This window comes from Rhodoblastus acidophilus, assembly GCF_009720655.1.
Lineage (GTDB): Bacteria > Pseudomonadota > Alphaproteobacteria > Rhizobiales > Beijerinckiaceae > Rhodoblastus > Rhodoblastus acidophilus_A.
Genome location: NZ_WNKS01000010.1, coordinates 21,618 through 47,657 on the forward strand (window position 1 = coordinate 21,618; position 26,040 = coordinate 47,657).

Genomic DNA, 26,040 nt, shown 5'->3' on the forward strand with positions numbered 1-26,040 from the left:
GGCGCGCCGATGCAAGAACCCCGCCTTTTGGGCGCCTACTGCGCCGCGACCTTGACCGCGTCCTTGTCGGCGCGGGCGGTGTAAGAATCGATCCGCGCCTCGATCACGGGGCGGAAATGCGTGATGAGGCCCTGGATCGGCCACGCCGCCGCGTCGCCCAGAGCGCAAATCGTGTGGCCCTCGATCTGCTTCGACACATCGAACAGCAGGTCGATTTCCGACTTTTGTGCGCGACCTTCGACCATGCGTTGCATGATCCGGTACATCCAGCCGGTGCCTTCGCGACACGGCGTGCACTGCCCGCAGCTCTCATGCTTGTAAAAATGCGAGAGACGGGCGATGGCGCGGATGATGTCCGTGCTCTTGTCCATCACAATCACCGCCGCCGTGCCGAGGCCGGATTTCAGCGCCGACAGCGAGTCGAAATCCATGGGCGTGTCGATGATTTGATGCGCCGGCACGCAGCGCACCGAGGAGCCGCCGGGGATCACCGCCAGCAGATTGTCCCAGCCGCCGCGCACGCCGCCCGCGTGCTTTTCGATCAGCTCCCGGAACGGGATCGACATGGCCTCTTCGACATTGCACGGCTTGTTGACGTGCCCGGAAATGCTGAACAGTTTGGTCCCGGAATTGTTTTTCGCGCCAAACGACGCGAACCACGCCGCGCTCCGCCGCAAAATGGTCGGCGCCACCGCGATGGATTCAACATTGTTGACCGTCGTCGGGCAACCGTAGAGCCCGACATTCGCCGGGAACGGCGGTTTGAGGCGCGGCATGCCTTTCTTGCCTTCAAGCGACTCCAGCAGCGCGGTCTCCTCACCGCAGATATAGGCGCCGGCGCCGTGATGCACAATCACTTCAAAGGGATAGCCGTGGATATTGTCCTTGCCGATCAGCTTGGCTTCATAGGCCTGGTCCACCGCCGCCTGCAGGCGCTCGCGCTCCCAGATGAACTCGCCGCGCACATAGATGTAGGCGGCGGAAGCCCCCATGGCGAAGCCCGCGACAAGACAGCCTTCGACCAGCAGATGCGGGTCGTTGCGAAGAATTTCGCGATCCTTGCAGGTGCCCGGCTCGGATTCGTCGGCGTTGACGACCAGATAGGAGGGCCGCGCCGGATCGGGCTTGGGCATGAACGACCATTTGAGGCCGGTCGGAAAGCCGGCGCCGCCACGTCCGCGCAGGCCCGAGGCCTTCATTTCCGAAATGATCCAGTCCTTGCCCTTTTCCAGCAGGCCCTTGGTGTTGTCCCAGGCGCCGCGATTCTTCGCGCCGGCGAGGCTCCAGTCGCCGTAGCCGTAAAGGTTCTGGAAGATGCGATCCTTGTCCTGAAGCATCGTCTTCTCCTTACTTGCCCGGATGGGCCGGCTGCGCGGCGGCGGCGGGGTCGCTCAGCGGACCGCTCTTGCCATCGGCGCCATAGAATTCCGTGAGAGCGGTCAGCCCGCCCAGCGGCTCCGAACGGTTGCGGCCGTTCTGCGGTCCGACATGGGTGGGACGCCCGGCCGCGAGATCGTCGAGCAGTTTCGAAAAGGATTCGGCGGTCAAATCCTCATAATAATCGTCGTTGATCTGCACCATGGGCGCGTTGCAGCAGGCGCCGAGGCACTCGACCTCAAGCCAGGAAAACAGGCCGTCGGCGGTGACATGGCGCTGCTCGCCGATGCGCTCTTCGCAGACTTTGATCAGCGCGTCGGAGCCGCGCAGCATGCAGGGCGTGGTCCCGCACACCTGGACAAAATATTTACCGACCGGCTCCAGGTTGAACATCGTATAAAAAGTCGCGACCTCGAGCGCTCGGATGTAGGGCATGCCCAAAATGTCCGCGACCTTTTCGATGGCTTTTTGCGGCAGCCAGTAATCATGCTGTTTTTGAGCCTGCCACAGGGCCGGGATCACGGCGGAGGCCTGACGCCCCTGCGGATATTTGGCGATCTGCTTGTCCAGCCACGCCATGTTTTCGGGCGTGAACTCGAAACTGTCAGGCTGCTGCTCGGCGAGACGGCGGGCGCTCATGATTTCTTTCCATTGGATTCGCGCATGTCCTGGATGACGACATAAGCCGCGACGGCCAAACCGCCGAGGAGAATGCCGAAGTCGGATTGCGGCTGGATCAGGGCTGAGCCGTTCACGGCCCGCCAGAGGACGAGGACGAGGATCGCGGACCCCAATCCGCTGATCAGAAAACGCGCGTTCTTGCGCAGCGATTCCAAAACCGTCATCGGTCGACCTCGCCGAACACGATGTCCTGCGCGCCGAGGATGGCGGAGACGTCGGCGAGCATATGGTTGCGGCACAGCAGGTCCATGCCCTGGAGGTGAGCGAAGCCCGGCGCGCGAATCTTGCACTTGTAGGGCTTGTCGGTGCCGTCGGAGACCAGATAGACGCCGAACTCGCCTTTCGGCGCTTCGGTGGCGACATAGACCTCGCCTTCCGGGGTCCGAAAACCTTCGGTGAACAGCTTGAAGTGATGGATCAGGCTTTCCATCGACTGTTTCATCGCGGCGCGGCGCGGCGGGGTGATCTTGTGGTCGGGCGTGAGCACCGGCCCCTGATTTTCCGCCAATGAAAGCTTTTCGACACATTGGCGCATGATGCGCACGGATTGTCGCATTTCTTCGAGGCGCACGACCTGACGGTCGTAGCAATCGCCATGCTTGCCGACCGGAATGTCGAATTCCATTTCCTCGTAGCACTCATAGGGCTGCGCGCGGCGCAGGTCCCAGGCGACGCCGCAGCCGCGCAGCACCGGACCGGAAAAACCCCACTTCCAGCATTCTTCCGCCGTGAGCACGCCAATGTCGGCGTTGCGCTGCTTGAAAATGCGGTTCTCGACGAACAGCTCTTCCAGATCGTCCATGAGTTTCAGGAACGGATCGAGCCAGGCGCCGATGTCGGCGATCAGAGCGGGCGGCAGGTCCTTGGCGACGCCGCCCGGCCGGAAATAATTGGCGTGCATGCGGGCGCCGGAGGCGCGCTCATAAAACACCATGATCTTTTCGCGTTCTTCAAACCCCCAGACCGGCGGGGTGAGCGCGCCGACGTCCATCGCCTGCGTGGTGACGTTCAGCATATGCGAGAGGATGCGGGTCATTTCCGCATAGAGCACGCGGATCAATTGCGCGCGGCGCGGAACCACGACGCCCAACAACTTCTCGATGGCGAGGACGAAGGAATGCTCCTGGGACATGGGCCCGCAATAATCGAGCCGATCGAAATAGGGCACGTTCTGCAAATAGGTGCGCGTCTCCATCAGCTTTTCCGTGCCGCGATGCAGCAGGCCGATATGGGGATCGACGCGTTCGACCACTTCGCCGTCCAGCTCCAGCACCAGGCGCAGCACGCCATGAGCCGCCGGATGTTGCGGACCGAAGTTGATCGAGAAATTGCGCATGTTCTGTTCGGTCATCATCCGCCTCAGATTTTCACTTCGACGCCGGCTTTCAGCATTTCGTCCCGCGCGGCGGCGAGCGCGCGCGGAATGACAAAATCGTTCATCAGGCGCATGTTTTCATTCAAACGCGCCACCAGCAACGGCATTTTGCGCACCACTTTGGCGCCCATGGGCGTCTGCTGGAAGGCGCGCAGCGCCTCAAGCTCATCCTTGTCCATCGTCTCCAGCAGGGTGAGGACCGAGGCGCGCTCGATAGCGTCCACATCCTGGGTCAGCATCTTTTCGACGAAATGATCGACGAAGGCGGAGGCCTGGTCCTCGCCCAGTCCAGGATTGGCGGCGCGCAACCGCTGGTTCACCTGCTGAGCCGCGAAGGGCGCGCTCTTGGTCACCAGCGCGCGCAGATCGAGGGTTTTGGCGTAGGCCTGCGCCGCTTCGACCGCTTGCGGATCATAAGCCTTCAACTTTCCCGCATAGCCTTGCGCGGAATCCTGAGCCGACGCCGCCCCGCAAAGAGCCAACGCCATCAGGACCAGCAGGGAGGCGGGACGTCGCATCATCAGCCCTTGGTCGCCTTCTCGTCGCCGGGAAGATCGTATTTCGTCGCTTCCCAGGGGGACAGGAAGTCGAAGGTGCGGAATTCCTGCGTGAGCTGCACCGGCTGGTAGACAACACGTTTCTGCTCGTCGTCGTAGCGGACTTCGACATAGCCGGTGAGCGGGAAATCCTTTCGAAGAGGATGCCCGTCGAACCCGTAGTCGGTGAGCATGCGGCGCAGGTCAGGATGGTCCGAGAACAGCACGCCATACATGTCGTAGGCTTCGCGCTCGTACCAATTGGCCGCCGGCCAGACATTGACCGCCGAAGGCAACGGATTGATGTCATCGGCCGCCGTTTTCACGCGAACGCGAAGATTGGCGGCGGGATCGAGCAGATGCACGACCACGTCGAACCGTTTTTCGCGCGCGGGGTAATCCACTGCTGTCAGGTCGATGAAGCTGATAAAGCCGTTGTCGCGCAAAAAGGTGAGCGATTCGATCCACTTGCCCGAATCGACGGTCACGCTCAGCTCGTCAAAGGCCAGCTCGGCGGACAGGAAAGCGCCGCCCAGGCCCGCCTCGACTTTTTCGCGGATCGCCCGCAATTGCCCGCGCAAAATCTCCGCGTGGGTATGTTCGACCGGATGTGTGGCGTCCGTCATCTCGAATTCCCTCGCCCGCAACGGGCGGAATCTGGGTTTAGAGCATTTTCAAGCGAAGTGGATGCCGGTTCGCGTGAAGAAAATGCGTCAAAACAAGAATCTAGAGCTTTTTCATGTTTCCATGAAGCGTGAAAAAACTCTAGCGTTCGATCGTGCCGGTGCGGCGGATTTTGCGCTGGAGCAGCATGATGCCGTAGAGCAGCGCTTCCGCCGAAGGCGGACAGCCGGGCACGTAAATGTCGACGGGCACGATGCGATCGCAGCCGCGCACCACCGAATAGGAATAGTGGTAGTAGCCGCCGCCGTTGGCGCAGGAGCCCATCGAGATCACGTAGCGCGGCTCCGGCATCTGGTCATAGACCTTGCGCAGCGCCGGGGCCATTTTGTTGGTGAGCGTGCCGGCGACGATCATCACGTCGGACTGGCGCGGCGAGGCGCGTGGCGCGAAGCCGTAGCGCTCCACGTCATAGCGTGGCATGGCGACATGCATCATTTCGACGGCGCAGCAGGCCAGGCCAAAAGTCATCCACATCAGCGAGCCCGTGCGCGCCCAGTTGATGAGGTCGTCGGTCGCGGTGACGATAAAACCCTTGTCGGCGAGTTCGTCGTTGATGGCCAGAAATGTGGGGTCGTCGGCGCCGATCGGCTTGCCGGTGCGGGGATCGAGGATACCGCGTGGCGCGGGCGCGATCAGGGTCGGCTGCGTTTCGCGCGTCAGTCCCATTCAAGGGCTCCCTTTTTCCATTCGTAGACAAAGCCGACGGTGAGCACGCCGAGGAACAGCATCATCGACCAGAAGCCGAACACGCCGATCGAACGGAAAGCGACGGCCCAGGGGAACAGGAAGGCGACTTCCAGATCGAAGATGATGAACAGCAGCGACACGAGGTAGAAGCGCACGTCGAACTTCATGCGGGCGTCGTCGAAGGCGTTGAAGCCGCACTCGTAGGCCGAGAGTTTTTCCGCGTCGGGCGCCTTGAAGGCAATGATGAAGGGCGCGACGAGCAACGCCCCCGAAAGCACTGTCGCGATGGCGATGAAGATCACCAGCGGCAGATAATCGTTGAGAACCGACATGTTTTGTCCTCCCGCCGATTTTTGGCGCCTCCCGAAACCTGACGGCGTTCGGGAAGGCGTTCCGGCGACAGTAGCTCAGTAGCAAGAGCCCTGCCACCGCCGCCTCTTTGGCCTCGTTCCGTATCTTAGTGCGACAATACGCGCAAGGTCGAAACACGCGTCTAGGACTAAGGACGGGTTCGCGTGGGACGCCACCGGCATGAAACCGTTGGAATGCTAATAAATTTCAAGGAGCTAGCGCTGCGCACGCGCACGAAAACCTTGCGACGATTTGCCGATGCGCGTGATATGGGGTCGCCATTGCGAAATGGCGAGAGAGACGGGGCTCGAACCCGCGACCTCCGGCGTGACAGGCCGGCGCTCTAACCAACTGAGCTACTCCCCCGCGTCTCCGGCGCTTCGTCAGTGACTTGCGTCGTGCGGATGGGTGCGAAGTAAGGCAGGGCGCGATTCAAGTCAAGCGCCCTTGTGACGAGTTTTTGATGGTTTGTGAAATAACTAGGGAAAGCGCGGCGCCCGTCTGTCCAGAAGCGGCGGGATGGCCGGGGTGATGCGCCCTTCCTGACGCTCCAGCGCATCAAGAAGGCCAGAATCAGACGGATTTGCGAGAGGGAATCGAAAAACACGGCCGGCGTCGGGACCAACGCGTCCGCTCAGGCGGCGAGGGAAAGGGCGCGCTGTCGATCCAGGCTCGTCATGCCCGGGCTTGTCGCGGGTATCCACGCCGAGCCGCCAAGACATGCTGCAACAGTTCGCGTTGCGGAGCCGCTTGGATGGCCGGACAAGCCCGGTCGTGACGACAGAGCGCCGCGGTGAACCGAACTGTCAACCGCAGCCGTGAACGGCGGAGCCGCGAGGAAGAAGGACCGTCAGAAAACCCGGCTCGCCAGTCTCCAGCGGGTCATTTCCGACGGGGTCACCATGTGCAGCGTCGACGACGAAATATGCTCGGCGGTGCGGATCAAATCGCTGGAAACGCCCATGCGGACGCTATAGGCCATCAGATGCGCGGCCATCGAGCCGTTGTCGTAACGGCGCACCACCGCTCCGTCGCCAAAGGCGCCGGCGTCCGTGACCTGGTTGGCGAACATGCGATGGATGCCCAGCGAGCTGCCCTGCGGCGCCACGCGCTTGCGGCCGCCCATGAAGGCATAGACGCAAGCCGACAGGCAATGAGCGGACAGGAAGCGCCCTCCCCGCCCCGCGGACGGCGCCAGCCGCGCCACCACGGTGGCCGCGCCGATTCGGCGGAAAATCTGCCCCAGCTCCATCGAGGCGACGACATAGCCACCTTCGGAATTCAGGAACACCACCGTCCGCAAATCGCGATTCGCCCCGTTCTCGCGCAGAAAGGCCAGGAAATCGTGGGGCGTGGAATTGGTGATCTGTCCTTCGGCGACAATAGCCATGGGACAGCCGCCCCGGCAGGCGCCCCCGAGCGATTCGAGGCGGAACGTCATGGCCTGCGCCTGCGTCGCGACCAGCGCGCCGGCGGCGAGCGCCCCGAGCGAAATGAGGCCGAGAGATCGAGACAGCATGCGCGCAACTCCGCCCAAAACGTTCGACACGGGGACTCTCCAGAAATGGTGGGCGGTGACGGTCTCGAACCGCCGACCCTCTCGGTGTAAACGAGATGCTCTACCAACTGAGCTAACCGCCCTTCGCGCCATCGCGATCGAGGCGAAGGCGCTCAAAACGCTTTAGGACGCGCAACGCGCCCTGACAAGACTTTCGGACAAAGAGATTAAAACCTGACGAACGGCGTCGCCAGGCCCAAACAAACAAAACCTGGCGAATCAAGATTCGCCAGGCTCGCATTCCGACAGCGCGGTTGACTTACTTGTTGACCAGGGTCTTCAGCTGGGCGCCGGGCTTGAAGCGCACGCTCTTGGAAGCGGGGATCTTGATCTCCTCGCCGGTCGCGGGATTGCGGCCCTTGCCGGCGGCGCGCTCCTTGACCGAGAAGGTGCCGAAACCGACGAGGCGAACTTCCTCGCCGTTCTTAAGCGCCTGCGAGATCGCGTCGATCACGGCGTCGAGGGCGGCGCCCGCGGCGGCCTTCGAGGATTCCGTCGCTTCCGCCACCACGTCGATCAATTCGGCTTTGTTGGTCATATGAAACTCCTGTCTCTGCTGCGCGCGCTCAGACGCAACCTTTGTTTTTCCCGGGCCGCTGTCCGGATGGAAGCTTGATCGCCGCCACGAAAAGCGCGCCGCTCGGCGCTGCTCGAATCGTAACCGGACGATGGCGCTACTTTTGATGCGAATCCGGGCCAAGGCAAGGGACCGGGCGGGAGAATCGCCAAAAAATCCCAGCAAAATCGGGCTTTTTACGCCCTCGGCCTTCGCAAAGACGAAGGGCCGGAGCCAAAATGGCCCCGGCCCCCGCTTCCCGCAGGAAATCCTTGCGTTGTCTCAGTGCGCGACCACGCCGACCCCGTCTTCCTCGCGGTCCTGGCCGTCCGCCTTGACCGCGCCCTCCTCCCAGGAGATCGGCACGGGCATGCGCAGCAGAGCGTGCTTCAGCACCTCCTCCATGCGCGAGACCGGAACGATCTCGAGGTTGTTCTTCACGGAATCCGGAATGTCGACCAAATCCTTGGCGTTGTCTTCGGGAATCAGAACTTTCTTCAGCCCGCCGCGCAGCGCCGCCAGCAGCTTCTCCTTGAGGCCGCCGATGGGGAGCACCCGGCCGCGAAGCGTGACCTCGCCGGTCATGGCGATGTCGCGGCGCACGGGAATGCCGGTCATGATCGACACGATGGCCGTGGCCATGGCCACGCCCGCCGACGGACCATCCTTGGGCGTCGCGCCTTCCGGCACGTGCACGTGGATGTCGCGTTTTTCGAAGACCGGCGGCTCGATGCCGTAATCGATGGCGCGCGAGCGCACGTAGGACGCCGCGGCGGAAATCGATTCCTTCATCACGTCGCGCAAATTGCCGGTGACGGTCATGCGGCCCTTGCCGGGCATCATCACGCCTTCGATGGTCAGCAATTCGCCGCCGACTTCCGTCCAGGCGAGGCCCGTGACCACGCCGATCTGGTCCTCGGACTCCGCCTCGCCGTAGCGATAGCGGGGCACGCCGAGATAGGTCTCGATGTTCTCCTCGGTGAAGACGATGCGGTCCTTCTTCGGCTTGGACAGCAAAATGTCCTTCACCGCCTTGCGAGCGAGATTTGAGATCTCGCGCTCAAGGTTGCGCACGCCGGCTTCACGCGTATAGCGCCGGATCACCTTGATCAGAGCGGCGTCCTCGAGAATCCACTCGTCGGCGCCCAGGCCATGCTTGGCCGTGGCGGCGGGGATCAGATGCTTGCGCGCGATCACCGCCTTCTCGTCCTCGGTGTAGCCGGCGATGCGGATGATCTCCATGCGGTCCATCAGCGGCGCCGGGATGTTGAGCGTGTTCGCCGTGGTCACGAACATCACGTTGGACAGGTCGTAGTCGACCTCCAGGTAATGGTCGTTGAACGTGGCGTTCTGCTCGGGGTCCAGCACCTCCAGCAGGGCCGAGGACGGGTCGCCGCGGAAATCCATGCCCATCTTGTCGATTTCGTCGAGCAGGAACAACGGATTGTTGGTCTTGGCCTTACGCATCGACTGGATCAGCTTGCCGGGCATCGAGCCGATATAGGTGCGGCGGTGACCGCGAATCTCGGCCTCGTCGCGCACGCCGCCGAGCGACATGCGCACGAACTCGCGTCCGGTCGCCTTGGCGATCGACTTGCCCAACGAGGTTTTACCCACACCGGGAGGCCCGACGAGGCACAGGATCGGTCCCGTCAGTTTATTGGCGCGGCTCTGCACCGCCAAATATTCGACAATGCGCTCCTTGACCTTGTCCAGGCCGTAGTGTTCGGCGTCCAAAAGATCCTGGGCCGAAGCCAAGTCCTTCTTGATCTTGGATTTCTTGCCCCACGGGATCGACAGCAGCCAGTCGAGATAGTTGCGCACAACGGTCGCTTCCGCTGACATCGGCGACATCTGCCGCAATTTCTTCAGCTCGGCGGTGGCCTTGTCGCGGGCCTCCTTCGACAGCTTGGTGCGCTTGATTTTCTCTTCGAGTTCGTAGAGGTCGTCCTTGCCGTCCTCGTCGCCCAGCTCCTTCTGAATGGCCTTCATCTGCTCATTCAGATAATATTCGCGCTGGGTCTTCTCCATCTGCCGTTTTACGCGCGTGCGGATGCGCTTCTCGACCTGAAGGACCGAGATTTCGCTTTCCATCAGCGCAAGGCATTTTTCCAGCCGCTTGACGACCGAGGTCATCTCCAGCACGGCCTGGCGGTCGCCGATCTTCACCGACAGATGCGAGGCAACGGTGTCGGCCAGCTTGCTGGGATCGTCGATCTGCGCCACGGCCGAAACCACTTCCGGCGAGACCTTCTTGTTCAGCTTGACGTAGCCCTCGAACTCGGAGGCCACGGAGCGCGCCAGCGCTTCCGCCTCGACCACGTCGACCTTGTCCTCGGGGGTGACGGTCGCCTCGGCCTCGTAGAATTCGTCGGTGCGGACGTACTTGCCGACTTTCGCGCGCGCCACGCCCTCGACCAGCACCTTCACGGTGCCGTCGGGCAGTTTCAGCAATTGCAGCACGCTGGCGAGCACGCCGGCCGAAAACACCGCTTCCGGCTTGGGATCGTCGTCCGCCGCGTTCATCTGGGTGGCGAGCAGGATGTGCTTGTCGGCCTTCATCACCTCTTCAAGCGCGCGAATGCTCTTTTCGCGGCCGACGAACAGCGGCACGATCATGTGCGGGAAGACGACGATGTCGCGCAGCGGCAGAACCGGAAACATCTCGGTTACGCCGGCGGGGGGCAGTTCGCGCTTTGTGGTGGTCATCTCTTCATCCTTTGGTCACGGCGGACCTGACCTTGGTCGTCTTACCGTTGCAAGGTCCGGGCCGCCCACGGACTGGACCGGAGCGGCCTCCTCGCGAGCGCCGAACCGCCTTCCGTGCGCCGTCCGATCCGGTTCTAGGCCTCGGGGGCGTTGGGCTTACCGACGGAAATGGGGCGTCTCCGCCCCAGTTTCAAGTTCGCCCCTGCTTTCGTCCATGGCCTGGACTTTGCGCCCAGGCCATTGGACTTATGCGCTGGCGCCGGTCTTTTCGGCGCGCTCCGCATAGATGTAGAGCGGCTTCGCCTTGCCATCGACCACTTCGGGGCCGATCACCACCTGCTCGACGCCCTCGAGCCCAGGCAGATCGAACATGGTGTCGAGCAGGATGCCTTCCATGATCGAGCGCAACCCGCGCGCGCCGGTCTTCCGATCGATCGCCTTGCGCGAGATGACGTTGAGCGCCTCGTCCTGGAACGACAGCTCGACATTCTCCATCTCGAACAGCCGCTGGTACTGCTTGACCAGAGCATTCTTCGGTTCGGTAAGGATGCGTTTCAGCGCCTCCTCGTCGAGGTCTTCCAAAGTGGCGATCACCGGCAGACGGCCGACGAATTCGGGGATCAGGCCGAACTTGAGCAAATCTTCCGGCTCAACCTGCCTGAAAATCTCGCCGCTGCGGCGCTCATCCGGGCCTTCGACATTGGCCGAAAAACCGATGGAGGTCTTGTTGCCGCGATTCGAGATGATCTTGTCCAGGCCGGCGAAGGCGCCGCCGCAGATGAACAGGATGTTGGTCGTGTCCACCTGCAGGAATTCCTGCTGCGGGTGCTTGCGGCCGCCCTGGGGCGGGACGGAAGCCACCGTGCCTTCCATGATCTTCAGCAGGGCCTGCTGCACGCCCTCGCCCGAGACGTCGCGGGTGATCGAGGGATTGTCGGACTTGCGGGAAATTTTGTCGATTTCGTCGATATAGACGATGCCGCGCTGGGCGCGCTCGACATTGTAGTCCGACGCCTGCAACAGCTTGAGGATGATGTTTTCCACGTCCTCGCCGACATAGCCGGCTTCGGTGAGCGTGGTGGCGTCCGCCATGGTGAAGGGCACGTCGAGGATGCGCGCCAGAGTCTGCGCCAGCAGCGTCTTGCCCGAACCCGTGGGGCCCACCAGCAGGATGTTCGACTTGGCCAGTTCGACATCCGAATGCTTGGTCGCGTGGTTCAGCCGCTTGTAATGGTTGTGCACGGCCACCGACAGCACGCGCTTGGCCGAGAACTGGCCGATCACGTAATCGTCGAGGACCTTGCAGATTTCCTTCGGCGTGGGAATGCCGTCGCGCGTTTTCACCAGCGCGGACTTGTTCTCCTCGCGAATGATATCCATGCACAGTTCGACGCATTCGTCGCAGATGAACACCGTCGGCCCTGCGATCAGCTTGCGCACTTCGTGCTGGCTCTTGCCGCAGAAGGAACAATACAGCGTGTTCTTGGAGTCGCTGGCGCCAACCTTGCTCATAAATCTCTCCTTAGCCGCCGGTTCGAAACCGGCCTGCCGCTTCTCTGGGCTCCTGCGGCCAGGCCGCGCCCCAAAACTCCGCCGCCGGACCGACGATCAGCGCGCCCCTCGACGCTCCCGGTTCATTCGCGTCGACCGGCCAGTTTAAGCCGTTCGACGCCAATGACAAGCTGTGCCGAATTCACGGCGTTTCAGGAAGACCGGCCGCGGGCGCCCGGCTCATTCAGCTACGCATATTCGTGTCCAAAAACCGGAACCGCTTTTTGGGAATAGGCGCGGTTCACTTCTTCTCGTCGGTCTTGTCGTCCGGACGCTTGCTCAGAACATTGTCGATCAGGCCGAAATCCTTGGCCTCGTCGGAGGACATGAAATGGTCGCGGTCGAGCGTGCGCTCGATCGTGTCGTAGTCCTGACCGGTATGCTTCACATAAACATCATTCAACCGCTTCTTCACCTTCATTATGTCTTCAGCATGGCGAAGGATATCCGAAGCCTGCCCCTGGAAGCCGCCAGAGGGCTGGTGAACCATGATTCGCGCGTTCGGCAGGGCGAAGCGCATGCCGGCCTCGCCGCCACACAGCAGCAGCGAGCCCATCGACGCCGCCTGGCCCACACAGAGGGTGGATACCTTGGGCTTGATGAACTGCATCGTGTCGTAAATCGCCATGCCCGCCGTCACCACGCCGCCCGGCGAGTTGATGTACATGGAGATTTCCTTCTTGGGATTCTCCGCTTCCAGGAACAGCAACTGGGCGATGATCACCGAAGCCATGCCATCCTCGACCGGGCCGGTGAGGAAGACGATGCGTTCGCGCAACAGACGGGAATAGATGTCAAACCCACGCTCGCCGCGCGGCGTGTTCTCGATGACCTGCGGAATGAGATACTGGTTATACACTTCGATCGGATCGCGCATGGATCATCCCTTGAACCTTGACGGCCGCGCCTTGGGCTTCGACCGCATTCCTATATCTGCCAACATAATGTGCTTTCGGCCCGTGGCAATGGCCGTGCTGGTTGCATGAAACCGTCATGCAAATCCGGGGCCGGTTTGCGTCTCCCCCCGACGCCAAGGCCGGGGTCGACGAAAATATCCGGGAACTCTAGCCGCCCGCGACTGAATAAACCCTAAAGATTCCGAAGGCTTGCAGCACTTTGCGCTGACGCTGCGGAGTGCCAAAAAGAGACGCGCCCGCGCGGGGGCGCGGGCGCGTCGTTCCGGAGCTGGACTTCAGCTCAAGCTCATTCATCGTCCTGCGGCTTGAACAATTCTTCCTTGGACACGGTCTTGTCCATGACCTTGGCCTGCCCAAGAATGTGGTCGATGACCTTCTCTTCAAAAATTGGCGCGCGAATCTGCGCGAGCGCCTGCGGGTTCTTCTGGTAGTATTCCCACAAAAGCTTTTCCTGGCCGGGGAACTGGCGGGCCTGATCGACAATGCCGCGCGTCACCTCGTCGTCGGTCACCTTGACGCCGGCGCTCTCGCCGACTTCGGCGACCACGAGACCGAGACGCACGCGGCGCTCGGCGATGCGGCGGTAATCGGCGCGTTGCGCCTCCTCGGTCGTGCCGGCGTCCTCAAAAGACTTGCCGGTCGAGCGCTGCTCGGCCAGGAGCTGGTTCCAGATGCCGTCGAACTCGTGGCTGACCAGTTCCTCCGGCAAATCGAAGGCATAGCGCTTGTCGAGCGCATCGAGCAGGGTGCGCTTCAGCTTTTCGCGCGACGCCTTGTCGTGATCGCCCTTGAGGCGCTCGGCAATGGCCTCGCGCAGCTTTTCGGCGCCTTCGAAGCCGAATCCCTTGGCGAATTCGTCGTCAACGGCCTGTTCGCCGGGCGCCGCCACCGCCGTCACCTTGACGTCGAACACGGCGTCCTTGCCAGCGAGATTCGCCGCCGAATAGTCCTCGGGGAAGGTGACGTTGACCGTGCGATCCTCGCCGGCCTTGGCGCCGATCAGCTGGTCCTCGAAACCCGGGATGAACGAGCCGGAGCCGAGCACGAGATCGACGCCCTGCGCCGCGCCGCCTTCAAAAGCCTCGTCGCCGATTTTGCCGACGAAATCGATGGTCAGCTTGTCGCCATTTTCGGCGGCGGCGCCTTCTTCACGGGCAGTGTAAACGCGGTTGCGATCGACCAGCCGCTTGATGGCGTCCTCGATCTCGCCGTCGGAAACTTCGGCGACCAGGCGCTCGACCTCGATGTCGTCGAAAGAGCCGACCTCAAAGGTCGGCAGCACCTCGAAGGCGATGGAGAAGGTGAGGTCGCCGCTGGCTTCCAAAACCTTTTCCATCTCGCCCTTGTCTTCGGGAAAGTTGAATTTCGGCGCGGCGGCGAGGCGCAGCTTGTTGTCGTCGAGGATTTTCTGCTGGGCGGCGTTCACCGCCTCCTGGACGACGTCGCCCATGATGGACTTGCCATAGACGCGCTTGAGGTGGCCGACCGGGACCTTTCCGGGACGAAAACCCTTGATCTGGACCTTGTCCTTCATGGACGCGATCTGCGCATCGAGCTTTTCGGCCAGTTCGCCCGCGGGGAGAACCACCTGATATTCGCGCTTCAGCCCCTGCGAAAGCGTTTCCGTAGCCTGCATCTGACAAAACCTTTTTTACTGCCGGGCTGGCCCGGACCATCGAAACCTGGGAACACGGGTTTGATTCAACCCGGCGCAGTGGTGCGGGCGGAGGGACTCGAACCCCCAAGACTTTCGCCACCGGAACCTAAATCCGGCGCGTCTACCAGTTCCGCCACGCCCGCGCGCTGTGTGCAAGGGGCGCTCTATAGCAACGGGCGAAGGCGCACGCAGCAAAAAAATGGCGGAATCGCGCTCTCTCGCCCACAAGAATGTCAAAGATGCGCCAGCACCCTCGGCAGCATCTCGGACAAATCCTCGGCGATCAGGCCCCGCCCAAAGGCGTTCGCCGCCTCGCCGTGCAGCCACACCGCGCAGGCTGCCGCCTCGAAGGCGGGCATTCCCTGCGCCAGCAAGCCGCCGATGATCCCCGCGAGCACGTCGCCCGAGCCGGCCGTCGCCAGCGTCGGCGGGGCATTGGCCGCAATCGCGGCGCGGCCGTCGGGACTCGCCACCACGGTGTCGGGGCCTTTCAGCACGATCACCGCGCCCAGCCTCTCAGCCGCCACGCGCGCCTTGTCCAATTTCGATCTACAATCAACAGGTTGTGCTTCCGTCCTGCGAGATGACGTTAGGTCATGCCCATCCGGCTGAGCAGGCTGAGGTTTTTCCGCCTGCTCATTGAAAAGACGATAAAATTCGCCGTCGTGCGGCGTGATGACGACGCGCGCGGCGCTCGATGTGATGCATCGCGCCAACGCCCGCCAGTCGCCGGAAAAGGCGGTGAGCGCGTCCGCGTCGAGCACCAGCCCGAGCGGCCGATCCGGCGTCGCCGCCGCCAGCAGAACAGCCGCGATTTCAGCCGTTTCCGGGGCGACGCCGAAAGCCGGCCCGAACACGCAGCCGCTAAAGCGACGGTCGGCGAGCAAGTCGCGCCACTGGTCCGCGCCATCGGCGGCGCGCAGCATGATCGCGGTGAGATGCGCGGCGTTGACGGCGAGGGCGTCGGCGGGGCTGACGACCGTCACCAGCCCGGCGCCGGCGCGCAGACCCGCGCGCGCGGCGAGCCGGGCCGCCCCGGTGCGGGTCATGGGCCCCGAGGCGACCAGCAGATGCCCGCGCGAATATTTGTGCCCCGCGACCTGCGGCTTCGGCATGAGCCCGAGCCAGAGCGGCGGGAGATTTTCAAATGTTTTGGGTGCAATGTCGGCCAAAAAGCCGGCGTCGATGCCGATCTGAGTCACCAAAAGATCGCCGCAGGCGAGACGGCCCGGCAGCAGCACATGGCCGGGCTTTTTGCGGAAGAAGGTGACGGTTTTTTGCGCCTGGACGCAGCCTGGACCGAGGCCGGTCGCGCCATCGAGCCCCGAGGGCACATCGACCGCGAGAATCGGCTTGCCCGCCGCATTGAGGCGCTCGACCAGCTCCAACGCCCGGCCGTCGAGCGGCCGCGAAAGGCCGGCGCCGAACAGCGCGTCGATCACCACATCCGCCCGCGCCGGATCGACCTCCTCGGCGGCGCAGGTCTCGCCCGCCCAATCCTCAAAAGCCTGTTTGGCGTCGCCGCGCAGGAAACGCGGCTCGCCGAGCGCGCCGACCTCCACGTCAAAGCCGGTCTCGCGCAACAGCCGCGCGGCGACATAGCCGTCGCCGCCATTGTTGCCGGGGCCGCAGAACACGGCGACCCGCCGACTGCCTTTGTCGCGCAGCAGGGCGGCCGCGGCCTCGGCGACGTTTTTCCCCGCCTTGAGCATGAGCGCATAGCCGGGAACTCCGCCGGCGATGGCGAGCGCGTCGGCGCGGCCCATTTCCTCGGGCGTCAGCAATTCGATGGCTTCCATGGCCCGAAGTCTGAGCCCGTCCCTACGGAAATGCAATTGCGGCCCCGCCGCTTTTCCCCTAAGGCCCAGCGCAAACCAGGGAGTTTTTCATGACCGTCAAAAGCCCGCGCAATTTTCTGAAACCGCTCGCCATCGGCGCCCCCGAACCTTATCGCGAGCTGCCGGTGCGGGTGGAGCGCATGATCCATTTCGTCCCGCCGCATCTGGAAAAAGTGCGGGCGAAAATCGGCGACATGATCCCGACCGTGGACGTCATCCTCGGCAATCTGGAAGACGCCATCCCGGCGGACGCCAAGGAGGCGGCCCGCAAAGGGTTTATCGAGATGGCGGCCGCGCACGATTACGGCTCGACCGGCCTGTGGACGCGCGTCAACTGCCTGAACTCGCCCTGGGCGCTGGACGACATCACCGAAATCGTCGCGGCGGTCGGCGACAAACTGGACGTCGTCATGCTGCCCAAGGTCGAGGGCCCCTGGGACATTCATTATCTCGATCAGCTGCTGGCCCAGCTTGAGGCGCGGCATCAGGTGAAAAAGCCCATTCTCATCCACGCCATTCTGGAGACCGCCGAAGGCGTGAAGAATGTCGAGCAGATCGCCCTGGCGTCGCCGCGCATGCATGGCATGAGCCTCGGCCCGGCCGATCTGGCGGCCTCGCGCGCCATGAAGACCACCCGGGTCGGCGGCGGCCACCCCGAATACAAAGTGCTGGCCGATCCGGAAGGCTCGGCGCCGCGCGCCGTCTACCAGCAGGATCTTTGGCATTACACCGTGGCCAAAATGGTGGACGCCTGCCAGAGCGCCGGCATCAAGTCTTTCTACGGCCCGTTCGGCGACATCGCCGACCTCGCCGCCTGCGAGGTGCAGTTCCGCAACGCCTTTTTGCTCGGCTGCGCCGGGGCGTGGTCGCTGCATCCCAACCAGGTCGCCATCGCCAAACGGGTGTTTTCGCCCGATCCCAAGGAAGTGGCCTTCGCCAAAAAGATTCTGGAGGCCATGCCCGACGGCTCCGGCGTCGCCATGATCGACGGCAAGATGCAGGACGACGCCACCTGGAAACAGGCCAAGGTGATGGTGGACTGCGCCAAGCAGGTCGCCGCCAAGGACCCGGAATTCGCCGCCGCCTACGGGTTCTGAGCGCGGGTTAAAAGAATGGCTAAGCTCCCGGTTCGCCGGGAGTTTTTTTGCGCCACATTGACTCAGGAGAGCTTGAGATTAAGATTTCCTGCTGAAGCAATGGGAAGCGCGATGGGCGAAGCGATGAAACCCAGGGCGGCGAAATACGGCATCGGCGAAGTCGTGAAGCACCGCAAATATCCGTTTCGCGGCGTGATCTTTGACATCGATCCGGTGTTCGCCAACAGCGAGGAATGGTGGCTGTCGATCCCCGAGGACGTGCGCCCGGCCAAGGACCAGCCATTTTATCACCTCTACGCCGAGAATGCGGAGACCGAATACACGGCCTACGTCTCGGAACAGAACCTGCTGCCCGACGACAACGGGGCGCCGCTGCGCAATCCGCAGGTGGATGTCGTCTTCCTGCGCAGCCCCACCGGGCGCTATGTGAAGCGCTGCCAGGTGATGAACTGAGGGCCCGGCGCCCAATGACGAGGATCTCCCGGAATCCATCCAACGCCATGTCGCCAGGGCCGGGCTGTCGCGATCAGGACGTAACCATCTGATCACATAATAAAAACGCCCGGATCACTCCGGGCGCTTCTCAAAGCAAGTGACCGCAACGCTTACTTCGGCGCGGCGGGGGCGGCGGGAGCGGCCGGCTGCTGGGATTCGAGCTTCTTGCGCTCTTCCTCGGCGCGCTTCTGCAGCTCTTCCGCGAGCTTCTTCTGCTGCTCTTCCAAAACCTTGGGATCGACCGCCGGGCCGTCGAAGGCGGCGCCGAAGCCGGCGAGCGGCAGATTGAACACGACTTCCATATTGGCCTGGTTCTTCACCGAGACCGCCATGTTCGTGCCCTTCTTGGCGGCTTCCACCACGTCCTTCTTCACCTTGGCTTCGGCGAAACAGCCGTTGGGGAAGCAGATTTCGTAGGCGCCTTCGGTCACCGGGCCCTTGTCGACGGCGAAGCGGAAGCCGGGGCGCAGCATCAGGCCGACCGGCATCAGGAAGCGCACGATCTTGATGTCGTCGCCCTTCACGTCATAGACGGCGAGGGCGAGAACCGGCGGCTGGTCGGCCTTGGCGCCGAAGTCCCGGGTCGTATAGCAAATTTCCTTGCCCGCGGCTTGGTCCTTGCCGCAGACCTTGGTCCATTGCGGCTGCGACGGCTGAAGATCGACCTTCATCGGACCCTGCGGCGCGGCGGGCTGGCCCGCCGGCGCGGCGGGGGCAGGCGCGGCCGGAGCCGCCGGAGCGGCAGGCTTCTGCGCCTGAGCGAAGGCCGGCGAGGCAAGCAGGGCGCCCGCGACCAGAGCGGCGGTAAAGCGGGACGAAGACAGAGACATCCAAAATCCTTTCAGCTGATCCTCACAAGGCCGCATCCACGCCGCCGGCAAGATTATCCCCGCGCCGGACCCGTCGCGTCGCGTTCCAAGCGGGGCGCGCGCTCTTCGCCCCCAAATGGGGCGATAAATCGACGGCGCCTTAATACCCCCTTCGGCCCGGTTTTTCCAGCCGCCAAATGTGCTCGAACCCACGATTATCTGGCCTTGTCGCACGCGTTGCCTTAAGTTTTCGAAATGTTGCGGTTTTCGCGGGCGACTTTCGCGCTGGTCTGCGCGCTGTTCTTCACCGCCCCGGCTGATCATGCGCGGGCGCAGGGGTTTTCCGCGCGAATCACCCATGGACTCGCCATGCACGGCGCGCCCGCCCTGCCCCCCGATTTCGCGCGCTTCCCCTACGCGGACCCCGATGCGAAAAAGGGCGGCGTGCTGAAACTCGGCGCCTACGGCGCCTTCGACAATCTCAACCCGTTTGGCGTGAACGCCGGTTCGACCGCGCAGGGCCTGATCGGACCGGTCTACGAAAGCCTGATGGCGCGCAATCTCGACGAGCCGTTCTCGCTCTACGGGCTGGTGGCGGAGAGCATCGAGACCAACGAGGCCAGGGATTTTGTCGTCTTCCGGCTGAACCCCAAGGCGCGTTTTTCCGACGGGGCCCCAATTTCCGCGCGTGACGTGCTGTTTTCCTTCAACCTTCTGAAAAATCACGGACGCCCGCAGACGCGCGCCGCCTTCGGGCTGGCGGCCGGCGTCACCGCGCCGGACGAGCGCACGGTCCGCTTCGACCTGACCGGCGCCAACGACCGGGAACTGCCGCTGATCCTGGCGCTGATGCCGGTGTTTCCGGCGCACGCGCTGACAGAAAAAATTTTCCTGGACAACGGCTTGAGCGTTCCGCTCGGCTCCGGACCCTACAAGGTGACGCAGGTCAAGCCGGGCGAAAAGCTGGTCTTGACCCGCGACGAAACCTATTGGGGCCGCGACCTGCCGTCCATGCGCGGCTTCGCCAATTTCGACCGGGTGGAGTTTTTGTACGGCCGCGACGACAACAGCCTGTTCGAGGCGTTCAAGGCCGGCCTCATCGACGTGCGCATGGAGAGCGATCCGCATCGCTGGGCCAAGGCCTACGCCTTCCCGGCGCGTGAACGCGGCGAAGTCTTGGTCGAGGCGCTGCCGCTCGGGGGGCCCAAGGGCATGGAGGCTTTGGCCTTCAACACCCGCCGCGACATTTTTGGCGATCCGCGCCTGCGCGAGGCGCTGGCGATGATGTTCGACTTCGAATGGATCAACGCCAACCTGTTCGATGGCCTGTTCACACGGACCAAGAGTTTTTTTGACCAGTCCGAACTGTCCAGCGCCGGACGGCCGGCGAGCGAAGCCGAGTTGGCGCTACTCGCCCCCTTCCCCGGCGCCGTGCGCGCCGACATCCTTGCGGGCGCGTGGGCGCCGCCGGTCGCGGACGGTTCGGGGCGCGACCGCGACATCGCCCGCCGGGCGCTGGCCCTGGCGGAGCAGGCGGGCTGGCGCATGGAAGACGGCGCGCTGCGCAGGGACGGGCACCCCCTTTCGTTCGAGATCATGACGCAGACCCGCGACCAGGAGCGCATAGCCCTCAATTATGCCGGGCAATTGCGCCGCATCGGCGTGGAGGCGCGGGTGCGGCCGGTGGACGAGGTGCAATTCCAGCGCCGGCGACAAAAATTCGATTTCGACATGACTTTTGCGCTCTGGCAGGCCTCGGCCTCGCCCGGCAACGAGCAGCGCAACCGCTGGAGCGCCGAGGCCGCCGACCGCGAGGGCTCCTACAATTTTTCAGGCGCCAAAAACCCGGCGCTCGACGCGCTGATCGCCGCGCTGGTCGCCGCCGACACCCGCGAAAACTTTGTCGCCGCCGCCCGCGCGCTCGACCGCGCGCTGCTGTCGGGATTTTACGCCGTTCCCCTCTTCCACCGCGATTCCCAGTGGGTCGCCTGGCGCCGCCGCATCGGTTTTCCGCAAAAACTGCCGCGCTTCGCCCAGCCCTTGTTCGACGACGCGCTGGAGACGTGGAGCTTGCGCTGAGCCCTCCGCACGCCCATCTTGACGCGATGGGTTTCTTCAAACACCTGAGAATTCGCAGACCAGGACCCGGCCGGCCCTGGCCTCCCGGCCGGCTTGCCCTCGCCTTGCAGGGCGGCGGCTCGTTCGGCGCCTTCACCTGGGGGGCGCTGGAGCGCCTGCTGGAGGAGGAGGCGATTTCCTTCGACGCGATCTCGGGCGCCAGCGCCGGGGCGGTCAACGCGGTGCTGCTCGCCTCTGGCCTCGCCTCGGGCGGCCGCGACGGCGCGCGAAAAATTCTGGACGATTTCTGGACGCACGTCAGCCATCCTAATCTGTTCCTGCCGATCGCGCGTCTTCCGCTCGACTTCATGACCAAGGCGCTGACCCCCTACCAGTTCAATCCCTTCGACCTGAATCCGCTGCGCGACGCGCTCAACGCCCATGTCGATTTCGAGCTGTTGCGCAAGGCGAACGGCCCCAAGCTGCTGATTGGCGCCACGCGCATCTCCGACGCCGGCCTGCGCATCTTTTCGCGCGACGAACTGACGGTGGACTGCGTGCTGGCCTCCGCCTGCCTGCCGCTGTTGCAGCACAGCGTCGAGATCAACGGCGAGCATTATTGGGACGGCGGCTATGTCGCCAATCCGCCTCTGACCCCGCTGGTGGTCAAGACAGAGGCCAGCACGGTGCTCATCATACAAATCTCGCCCAAGCGCGCCGATATCGTGCCGCGCAGCCGCGCCGACATCGAGCGGCGCATCGACCAGATCAATTTCTGTTCGACCCTCGACCGCGAGATCGACGCGATCCGACAACTGGCGCCTCTTTGCGCCGCCGGCGATTCCTCCGGGAAGTGGGCGCGGCTGCGTCTGGACCGCATCGCCGCCGAAAACGAGGTCGAGGCTTTGGCCCAGCAGAGCGCCGGAAACTTGAGCTGGTCGTTCGTCAGCAAGCTGCGCGACGCCGGCCGCGCCGCCGCGGAGGGCTGGATCGCTCAGGAGGCCTGATGGATTCGGACTTCGGCTTCTCCCTGCACATGGGCGTGGACGCCCTGCTGGTCGCCGTGGTGTTTCTGGCCTGGGTGGCGCCGCATATCGAACGCGCCTTTGGCAGAGGCGGCGGGCGCTGGCGCGATCTGGCGAAAAAATATCCGACGTCGGGTCCGGCTCCGCAGGGCGCCCTGCCGCGCCAGAATGTCATGATCGGCCCGGTGCTTTATCGCAATTGCATGACGGTGGGCGCCGACGAGTCCGGGCTTTATCTGGCGCCGGCCCGCCCCTTGTCCTTCGCGCTCAAGCAAAATCTTCGCATCCCCTGGCGTGACATCGTCAAGACCGAAAAGGCCAAGTTGCTGTGGGGCGAGGCGATCACCCTGATCGTCGGCGCCCCGGCGCTCGCGACGCTCACGCTCAAGGCCGAGGTGCTCGAAAAACTGGTCCGCCCGAGGCTTTTTCACGTTTCATGGAAACATGAAAAAGCTCTCGATTCTTGTTTTGACGCATTTTCTTCACGCGAACCGGCATCCACTTCGCTTGAAAATGCTCTAGCGGTTCAGGCGCGACAATAACCCGCAGGCCCGCCTTGACGAAAAACCAGTTCAGCCGAAGCTTGCGCTGCGCTAGAGGTGTGGTCCGGCACACGAAACAGGAGACTTGCCTTGGACTCGCAATTTGGCATCGGCGTGACGCCGCAAACCCTCAGCATGCTCCAGCTTATTGTGGTCCTGCCGCTGGTGGCGGGCCTTCTGGCGTCGTTTAAGATGAAGAGCAAGAAGGGCACGATGCTGGTGGCCTGCTTCCTGATTTACCTGGCCGCCCAGGGATTCCTGTACTTTTTCGTCCACGCGAGCGCCTGATCCGGGAACCGTGGCGCGGCCTTGGCTGTTATGAGAGAAGCGGCGATTCCTCGCCGCTTTTTCTTGAGGGATGGTCATGGCGCAATTTGTCACCCTGCTCGGCAGCCTGCGAAAAGCTTCGTTCAACGGCGGCATCGCCCGCGCCCTGCCCGCGCTTGCGCCCGAGGGCGTGAAGATCGTCCCGCTCGGCTCTGTAGGCGTTTTTCCTCTCTACGACGCCGACGTGCAGGCGCAAGGATTTCCCCCAGCCGTCACCGCAATGGGCGAGGCGATCCGCGCCGCCGACGGCGTGATCATCGTCTCGCCGGAATATAATTATTCCATCCCGGGTGGCCTCAAGAACGCCATCGACTGGCTGTCGCGCCTCACCGAACAGCCGTTCAAGGCCAAGCCCATCCTGATCCAGAGCGCCTCGCCCGGCGCGCTTGGCGGCGCGCGCATGCAATATCAGTTGCGCCAGTGCTTTGTGTTCCTCGACGCGCGCGTGTTCAACACCCCGGAAGTGATGGTCGGGGGCGCGATGGCCAAATTCGACAAGGAAACCGGCGACCTCGCCGACCAGGGAACGAAGGATTTTATCGGCAAGCAGCTGGCGGCCTTCGCGGCTTTTGCGCGGGCGTGACCGCGCTCACGCGCAAAACGGGTTGTGAAGCCGCACGTCGAGCCGCTCGGAAACCTTGAAGTTGCGCGTCACCAGTGTCGCGCCCTTGACCACGGCGGTCGTGGGGATGAATGCATCCAGCTCGGCGAGCATTCGACCACGCGCCTTCTCCTCGGCGCGCATCCGACCGGCGGTCGCGGCGATTTGCGCGTCAATGTGCGGAATTTGTTGAAAAAACGAATTAAAGCTTTTCACGTTTCATGGAAACATGAAAAAGCTCTAGAGTTTTGTTTTGACGCATTTTTTCACGCGAACCGGCATCCACTTCGCTTGAAAATGCTCTAAGCAAGCATTCGTTGGTCGCCAAACGAATGCTTGCTTAGGTTCCTTTGTTTTTGCAGGATTTTTGTCCGAAAACCGGGGGCCACTTTTCGGAAATCCTGCTTAGCAGACCGACACCGCCCAGATTTCAAGGCTGGGTCGACTGTTCGCTGATCGCCTTGCGTTCAGCCGGGGCGGCTTGCGCCTCGACCGGCTGGACGTTCCCTTCCTCTACGGCCTCTCGGGCCTCCGCGGGCTCCCCCGCCTCGGCGGCGCCCAGGCTTTTGAGCCGCTCCAGGCGCCAGGCCAGCACGACGCGCGACCAGACGCCGATCGCGTAGCCAAGCCCCGTGAACATGACGAAGACAAAAAGCTCCACCGGGAACACGCCCAGCGCGCCTTCCATTTTGCCGGAGCCGGTGCTCTCCGCGTAAATCAGGTGGGAGAGGTTGGCCAGACCGGCGGCCGGCAGCAGCAGCCAGTAGAATCGGACGGCGAGCAGGCCGATCAGGAAGCCGAACGCCAGAGCCCCGAAGCCGAGGCCGTCGAAAAGATGGACGCCCGCCACCGAAGCGGAAAGGGCGATGAAGCGAATGACCGTAAGCACGCGGCTCTCCGAAGAATTGGCGAAAATGTTTGCGTTTCGACTCAGGGCTTATGTAAGAAAGCGCGACGCGCCCTCATATAGGAAATATCATGCCCGAGGTGATTTTCAACGGCCCCGCCGGCAGGCTGGAAGGCCGCTTCCATCCGTCCAAGCAGCGCGGCGCGCCGCTCGCGATCATTTTGCATCCGCATCCGCAGTTTGGCGGAACGATGAACAACCAGATCGTCTACCAGCTTTACTACGCTTTCGCGGAACGCGGTTTCTCCGTATTGCGCTTCAACTTTCGCGGCGTCGGCCGCTCGCAGGGCGCGTTCGACCATGGCGCGGGCGAACTCTCCGACGCGGCGAGCGCGCTGGACTGGGCGCAGGCGGTGAGCCCCGAGGCCCGCGCCTGCTGGATCGCCGGCGTGTCCTTCGGCTCGTGGATCGGCATGCAATTGCTGATGCGCCGCCCGGAAATCGAGGGTTTCATCTCCATCGCCCCACCGGCGAATCGCTTCGACTTCACCTTCCTCGCCCCCTGCCCGTCCTCCGGCCTGTTCGTCCACGGCGACCAGGACCGCGTGGCCCCGGTGAAGGAGGTCACGGGCGTGATCGAAAAATTGAAGACGCAAAAGGGCATTTCCATCGAGCACGCGGTGGTGGAAGGCGCCAACCACTTCTTCGAAAACCGCGTGGACGAGCTGATGGTCGCGGTCGGCGACTACCTCGACAAGCGCCTCGGCAACCCGCCGCGTGTGGCGATCGCGTCGCGCTCGGACTGAGCGCGATGGGGAGACCCACGCGCGCCGAGAGGATTCGACGCGCCGCCGCATTTTTGTGGATCAAGGCGCGGTCCCGGTTTCACCGGCGATACCGGATCGGCGCGCATGTGATCGTCCTGCCGCCGGGGCACGCGCTCGACAAGTTCCGGGCGCATCATCCCGGCTACGAGCGGCCCATCGAGGTGATCTCCGGCCTCGTCGCTGAGAAATACGAGGGCCTGACCGCCATCGACGTCGGCGCGAATGTCGGCGACACCGCCGCCTTCATGGTCAAGGACGCGCGTTGCCGGGTGCTGTGCATCGAAGGCAACGCAAGGTTTTCGTCGCTTTTGCAACAAAACGTGCGGTCGTTCTGCCCCGACGCCGAATTCGAGCTTGCCTTCATCGGCGATTGCGAGTCCGGGGCCGCGCCCGTCGTGGAAACCGGCGCGGGCACGTCGCGCATCGTATTGGGCGGCGACACGGGCGACGCGGTCAAACTCGTCAGCCTGGATGACGTCCTGGCGCGGCGCGCCGCGTTCAAGGACGCGCATTTTCTCAAGATCGACACTGACGGCTTCGACCCCGACGTCCTGCGTTCCGGCGCGAACTTCATTTCCAGGCGGCGTCCCGTCATTTTCTTCGAAATGGACCCTTGCCAGCCAAGCAGTCCGTACGCAAAATGCGTGGAGGCCATCGAACAGCTTTTGGCGGCCGGCTACGACACATTCCATGTCTTCGACAATGCCGGCACGCACCTGATGCGCCTGACGCGAGAGCAAAGCCCCCTGCTCCGCCAACTCCTCGACTACATCGTCCTGAACAGCCGGCTGAAAAAGCGGGCGGTTTACTATTACGATGTCTGCGCCTTGTCTGGCGAAGATCGCGACATCTCGGACAAGATCGTGGAGCTGTGCGCTCCTGGGACCTCCTGAACTCCGGCGCTTCCGCCGGAGGTCTCTTTGCACGCGCCCACG

27 protein-coding genes and 3 tRNA genes are annotated in these 26,040 nt (G+C 63.3%); 9 read left to right on the top strand and 21 right to left on the bottom strand.

All coding sequences use genetic code 11. The annotated features are described in order from the left end of the window. Positions 1 to 35: 35 nt before the first annotated feature. From nuoF to GJ654_RS12100, 18 genes are all read right to left on the bottom strand, one after another. Entirely contained in the window at positions 36 to 1,337 is a 1,302-nt protein-coding gene (nuoF, locus tag GJ654_RS12015) for an NADH-quinone oxidoreductase subunit NuoF (RefSeq protein ID WP_155446403.1), read from the bottom strand. 10 nt (positions 1,338 to 1,347) lie between these two features. Continuing rightward, on the bottom strand, positions 1,348 to 2,016 hold the full coding sequence (nuoE, locus tag GJ654_RS12020) for an NADH-quinone oxidoreductase subunit NuoE (RefSeq protein ID WP_155446404.1): 669 nt from the start codon (positions 2,014 to 2,016) through the stop codon (positions 1,348 to 1,350). Beyond that, positions 2,013 to 2,222: a hypothetical protein gene (locus GJ654_RS12025; RefSeq protein WP_155446405.1), complete on the bottom strand. Its 210-nt coding sequence runs from the start codon at positions 2,220 to 2,222 to the stop codon at positions 2,013 to 2,015. The genes nuoE and GJ654_RS12025 overlap by 4 nt, the downstream gene beginning before the upstream one ends. Then, positions 2,219 to 3,409: an NADH-quinone oxidoreductase subunit D gene (locus GJ654_RS12030; RefSeq protein WP_155446406.1), complete on the bottom strand. Its 1,191-nt coding sequence runs from the start codon at positions 3,407 to 3,409 to the stop codon at positions 2,219 to 2,221. Before GJ654_RS12030 ends, GJ654_RS12025 begins: the two co-directional genes overlap by 4 nt. An 8-nt stretch (positions 3,410 to 3,417) precedes the next feature. Then, on the bottom strand, positions 3,418 to 3,954 hold the full coding sequence (locus tag GJ654_RS12035) for a DUF2059 domain-containing protein (protein WP_155446407.1): 537 nt from the start codon (positions 3,952 to 3,954) through the stop codon (positions 3,418 to 3,420). Further along, positions 3,954 to 4,595 carry an NADH-quinone oxidoreductase subunit C gene (locus GJ654_RS12040; RefSeq protein WP_155446408.1) on the bottom strand — a complete coding sequence of 214 codons (642 nt, stop codon included), beginning with the start codon at positions 4,593 to 4,595 and terminating at the stop codon, positions 3,954 to 3,956. Before GJ654_RS12040 ends, GJ654_RS12035 begins: the two co-directional genes overlap by 1 nt. 139 nt (positions 4,596 to 4,734) lie before the next feature. Continuing rightward, positions 4,735 to 5,319 (bottom strand): NuoB/complex I 20 kDa subunit family protein, encoded by a 585-nt coding sequence (locus GJ654_RS12045; RefSeq protein WP_155446409.1) that lies wholly within the window; start codon positions 5,317 to 5,319, stop codon positions 4,735 to 4,737. Then, the gene (locus tag GJ654_RS12050; protein ID WP_155446410.1) at positions 5,310 to 5,672 is read right to left on the bottom strand and encodes an NADH-quinone oxidoreductase subunit A; all 363 of its coding nucleotides are present in this window, start codon (positions 5,670 to 5,672) and stop codon (positions 5,310 to 5,312) included. The genes GJ654_RS12045 and GJ654_RS12050 overlap by 10 nt, the downstream gene beginning before the upstream one ends. Before the next feature lie 308 nt (positions 5,673 to 5,980). Then, positions 5,981 to 6,057 (bottom strand) — tRNA-Asp (locus GJ654_RS12055). Positions 6,058 to 6,541: 484 nt separating this feature from the next. Continuing rightward, on the bottom strand, positions 6,542 to 7,210 hold the full coding sequence (locus GJ654_RS12060) for a hypothetical protein (RefSeq protein WP_155446411.1): 669 nt from the start codon (positions 7,208 to 7,210) through the stop codon (positions 6,542 to 6,544). Between the two features lie 46 nt (positions 7,211 to 7,256). After that, positions 7,257 to 7,332, bottom strand: a tRNA-Val gene (locus GJ654_RS12065). A 176-nt stretch (positions 7,333 to 7,508) separates the two neighbouring features. After that, positions 7,509 to 7,787, bottom strand: coding sequence for an HU family DNA-binding protein (locus GJ654_RS12070; protein ID WP_155446412.1), 279 nt, complete (start codon positions 7,785 to 7,787; stop codon positions 7,509 to 7,511). Between the two features lie 300 nt (positions 7,788 to 8,087). Then, complete coding sequence (lon, locus tag GJ654_RS12075) at positions 8,088 to 10,514, bottom strand: endopeptidase La (protein ID WP_155446413.1); 2,427 nt, start codon at positions 10,512 to 10,514, stop codon at positions 8,088 to 8,090. Between the two features lie 246 nt (positions 10,515 to 10,760). Further along, complete coding sequence (gene clpX, locus GJ654_RS12080) at positions 10,761 to 12,026, bottom strand: ATP-dependent Clp protease ATP-binding subunit ClpX (protein ID WP_155446414.1); 1,266 nt, start codon at positions 12,024 to 12,026, stop codon at positions 10,761 to 10,763. A gap of 280 nt (positions 12,027 to 12,306) precedes the next feature. Beyond that, complete coding sequence (locus GJ654_RS12085; RefSeq protein ID WP_155446415.1) at positions 12,307 to 12,942, bottom strand: ATP-dependent Clp protease proteolytic subunit; 636 nt, start codon at positions 12,940 to 12,942, stop codon at positions 12,307 to 12,309. Between the two features lie 326 nt (positions 12,943 to 13,268). Then, entirely contained in the window at positions 13,269 to 14,618 is a 1,350-nt protein-coding gene (tig, locus tag GJ654_RS12090) for a trigger factor (protein WP_155446416.1), read from the bottom strand. A gap of 79 nt (positions 14,619 to 14,697) precedes the next feature. Next, positions 14,698 to 14,782: transfer RNA gene (locus GJ654_RS12095), tRNA-Leu, on the bottom strand. Positions 14,783 to 14,872: 90 nt separating this feature from the next. After that, positions 14,873 to 16,438: an NAD(P)H-hydrate dehydratase gene (locus tag GJ654_RS12100; RefSeq protein WP_155446417.1), complete on the bottom strand. Its 1,566-nt coding sequence runs from the start codon at positions 16,436 to 16,438 to the stop codon at positions 14,873 to 14,875. An 89-nt stretch (positions 16,439 to 16,527) separates the two neighbouring features. On the opposite strand from GJ654_RS12100, the gene GJ654_RS12105 reads away from it, so the two are divergent. Continuing rightward, positions 16,528 to 17,574: an HpcH/HpaI aldolase/citrate lyase family protein gene (locus GJ654_RS12105; RefSeq protein ID WP_155446418.1), complete on the top strand. Its 1,047-nt coding sequence runs from the start codon at positions 16,528 to 16,530 to the stop codon at positions 17,572 to 17,574. Between the two features lie 111 nt (positions 17,575 to 17,685). After that, the gene (gene hspQ, locus GJ654_RS12110; RefSeq protein WP_425540384.1) at positions 17,686 to 18,027 is read left to right on the top strand and encodes a heat shock protein HspQ; all 342 of its coding nucleotides are present in this window, start codon (positions 17,686 to 17,688) and stop codon (positions 18,025 to 18,027) included. Positions 18,028 to 18,179: 152 nt separating this feature from the next. On the opposite strand, the gene GJ654_RS12115 is transcribed toward hspQ, so the two are convergent. Continuing rightward, positions 18,180 to 18,899, bottom strand: a complete 720-nt coding sequence (locus GJ654_RS12115; RefSeq protein WP_155446419.1) for an invasion associated locus B family protein — start codon at positions 18,897 to 18,899, stop codon at positions 18,180 to 18,182. A gap of 234 nt (positions 18,900 to 19,133) precedes the next feature. Here GJ654_RS12115 and GJ654_RS12120 point away from each other — a divergent pair, with 234 nt between their 5' ends. The 5 genes from GJ654_RS12120 (at position 19,134) to GJ654_RS12140 (ending at position 23,413) form a co-directional block, all read left to right on the top strand. After that, positions 19,134 to 20,957: an extracellular solute-binding protein gene (locus GJ654_RS12120; RefSeq protein ID WP_155446420.1), complete on the top strand. Its 1,824-nt coding sequence runs from the start codon at positions 19,134 to 19,136 to the stop codon at positions 20,955 to 20,957. Then, on the top strand, positions 20,942 to 21,943 hold the full coding sequence (locus tag GJ654_RS12125; protein WP_264586238.1) for a patatin-like phospholipase family protein: 1,002 nt from the start codon (positions 20,942 to 20,944) through the stop codon (positions 21,941 to 21,943). Before GJ654_RS12120 ends, GJ654_RS12125 begins: the two co-directional genes overlap by 16 nt. Further along, complete coding sequence (locus tag GJ654_RS12130) at positions 21,943 to 22,503, top strand: hypothetical protein (protein ID WP_155446421.1); 561 nt, start codon at positions 21,943 to 21,945, stop codon at positions 22,501 to 22,503. The genes GJ654_RS12125 and GJ654_RS12130 overlap by 1 nt, the downstream gene beginning before the upstream one ends. Before the next feature lie 90 nt (positions 22,504 to 22,593). After that, a complete protein-coding gene (locus tag GJ654_RS12135) occupies positions 22,594 to 22,791 on the top strand; it encodes a hypothetical protein (protein ID WP_155446422.1) in 198 nt (65 codons plus the stop codon). A gap of 76 nt (positions 22,792 to 22,867) precedes the next feature. After that, on the top strand, positions 22,868 to 23,413 hold the full coding sequence (locus GJ654_RS12140) for an NADPH-dependent FMN reductase (protein ID WP_155446423.1): 546 nt from the start codon (positions 22,868 to 22,870) through the stop codon (positions 23,411 to 23,413). A gap of 6 nt (positions 23,414 to 23,419) precedes the next feature. On the opposite strand, the gene GJ654_RS21470 is transcribed toward GJ654_RS12140, so the two are convergent. Together GJ654_RS21470 and GJ654_RS12145 are read right to left on the bottom strand one after the other, a co-directional pair. Continuing rightward, the gene (locus GJ654_RS21470) at positions 23,420 to 23,545 is read right to left on the bottom strand and encodes a hypothetical protein (RefSeq protein ID WP_264586237.1); all 126 of its coding nucleotides are present in this window, start codon (positions 23,543 to 23,545) and stop codon (positions 23,420 to 23,422) included. A 316-nt stretch (positions 23,546 to 23,861) separates the two neighbouring features. Further along, complete coding sequence (locus GJ654_RS12145; protein ID WP_155446424.1) at positions 23,862 to 24,320, bottom strand: hypothetical protein; 459 nt, start codon at positions 24,318 to 24,320, stop codon at positions 23,862 to 23,864. A gap of 89 nt (positions 24,321 to 24,409) precedes the next feature. Here GJ654_RS12145 and GJ654_RS12150 point away from each other — a divergent pair, with 89 nt between their 5' ends. Together GJ654_RS12150 and GJ654_RS12155 are read left to right on the top strand one after the other, a co-directional pair. Further along, positions 24,410 to 25,084 carry an alpha/beta hydrolase gene (locus GJ654_RS12150; protein WP_155446425.1) on the top strand — a complete coding sequence of 225 codons (675 nt, stop codon included), beginning with the start codon at positions 24,410 to 24,412 and terminating at the stop codon, positions 25,082 to 25,084. Positions 25,085 to 25,089: 5 nt separating this feature from the next. Continuing rightward, the gene (locus GJ654_RS12155) at positions 25,090 to 25,998 is read left to right on the top strand and encodes an FkbM family methyltransferase (RefSeq protein WP_155446426.1); all 909 of its coding nucleotides are present in this window, start codon (positions 25,090 to 25,092) and stop codon (positions 25,996 to 25,998) included. Positions 25,999 to 26,040 lie beyond the last annotated feature (42 nt).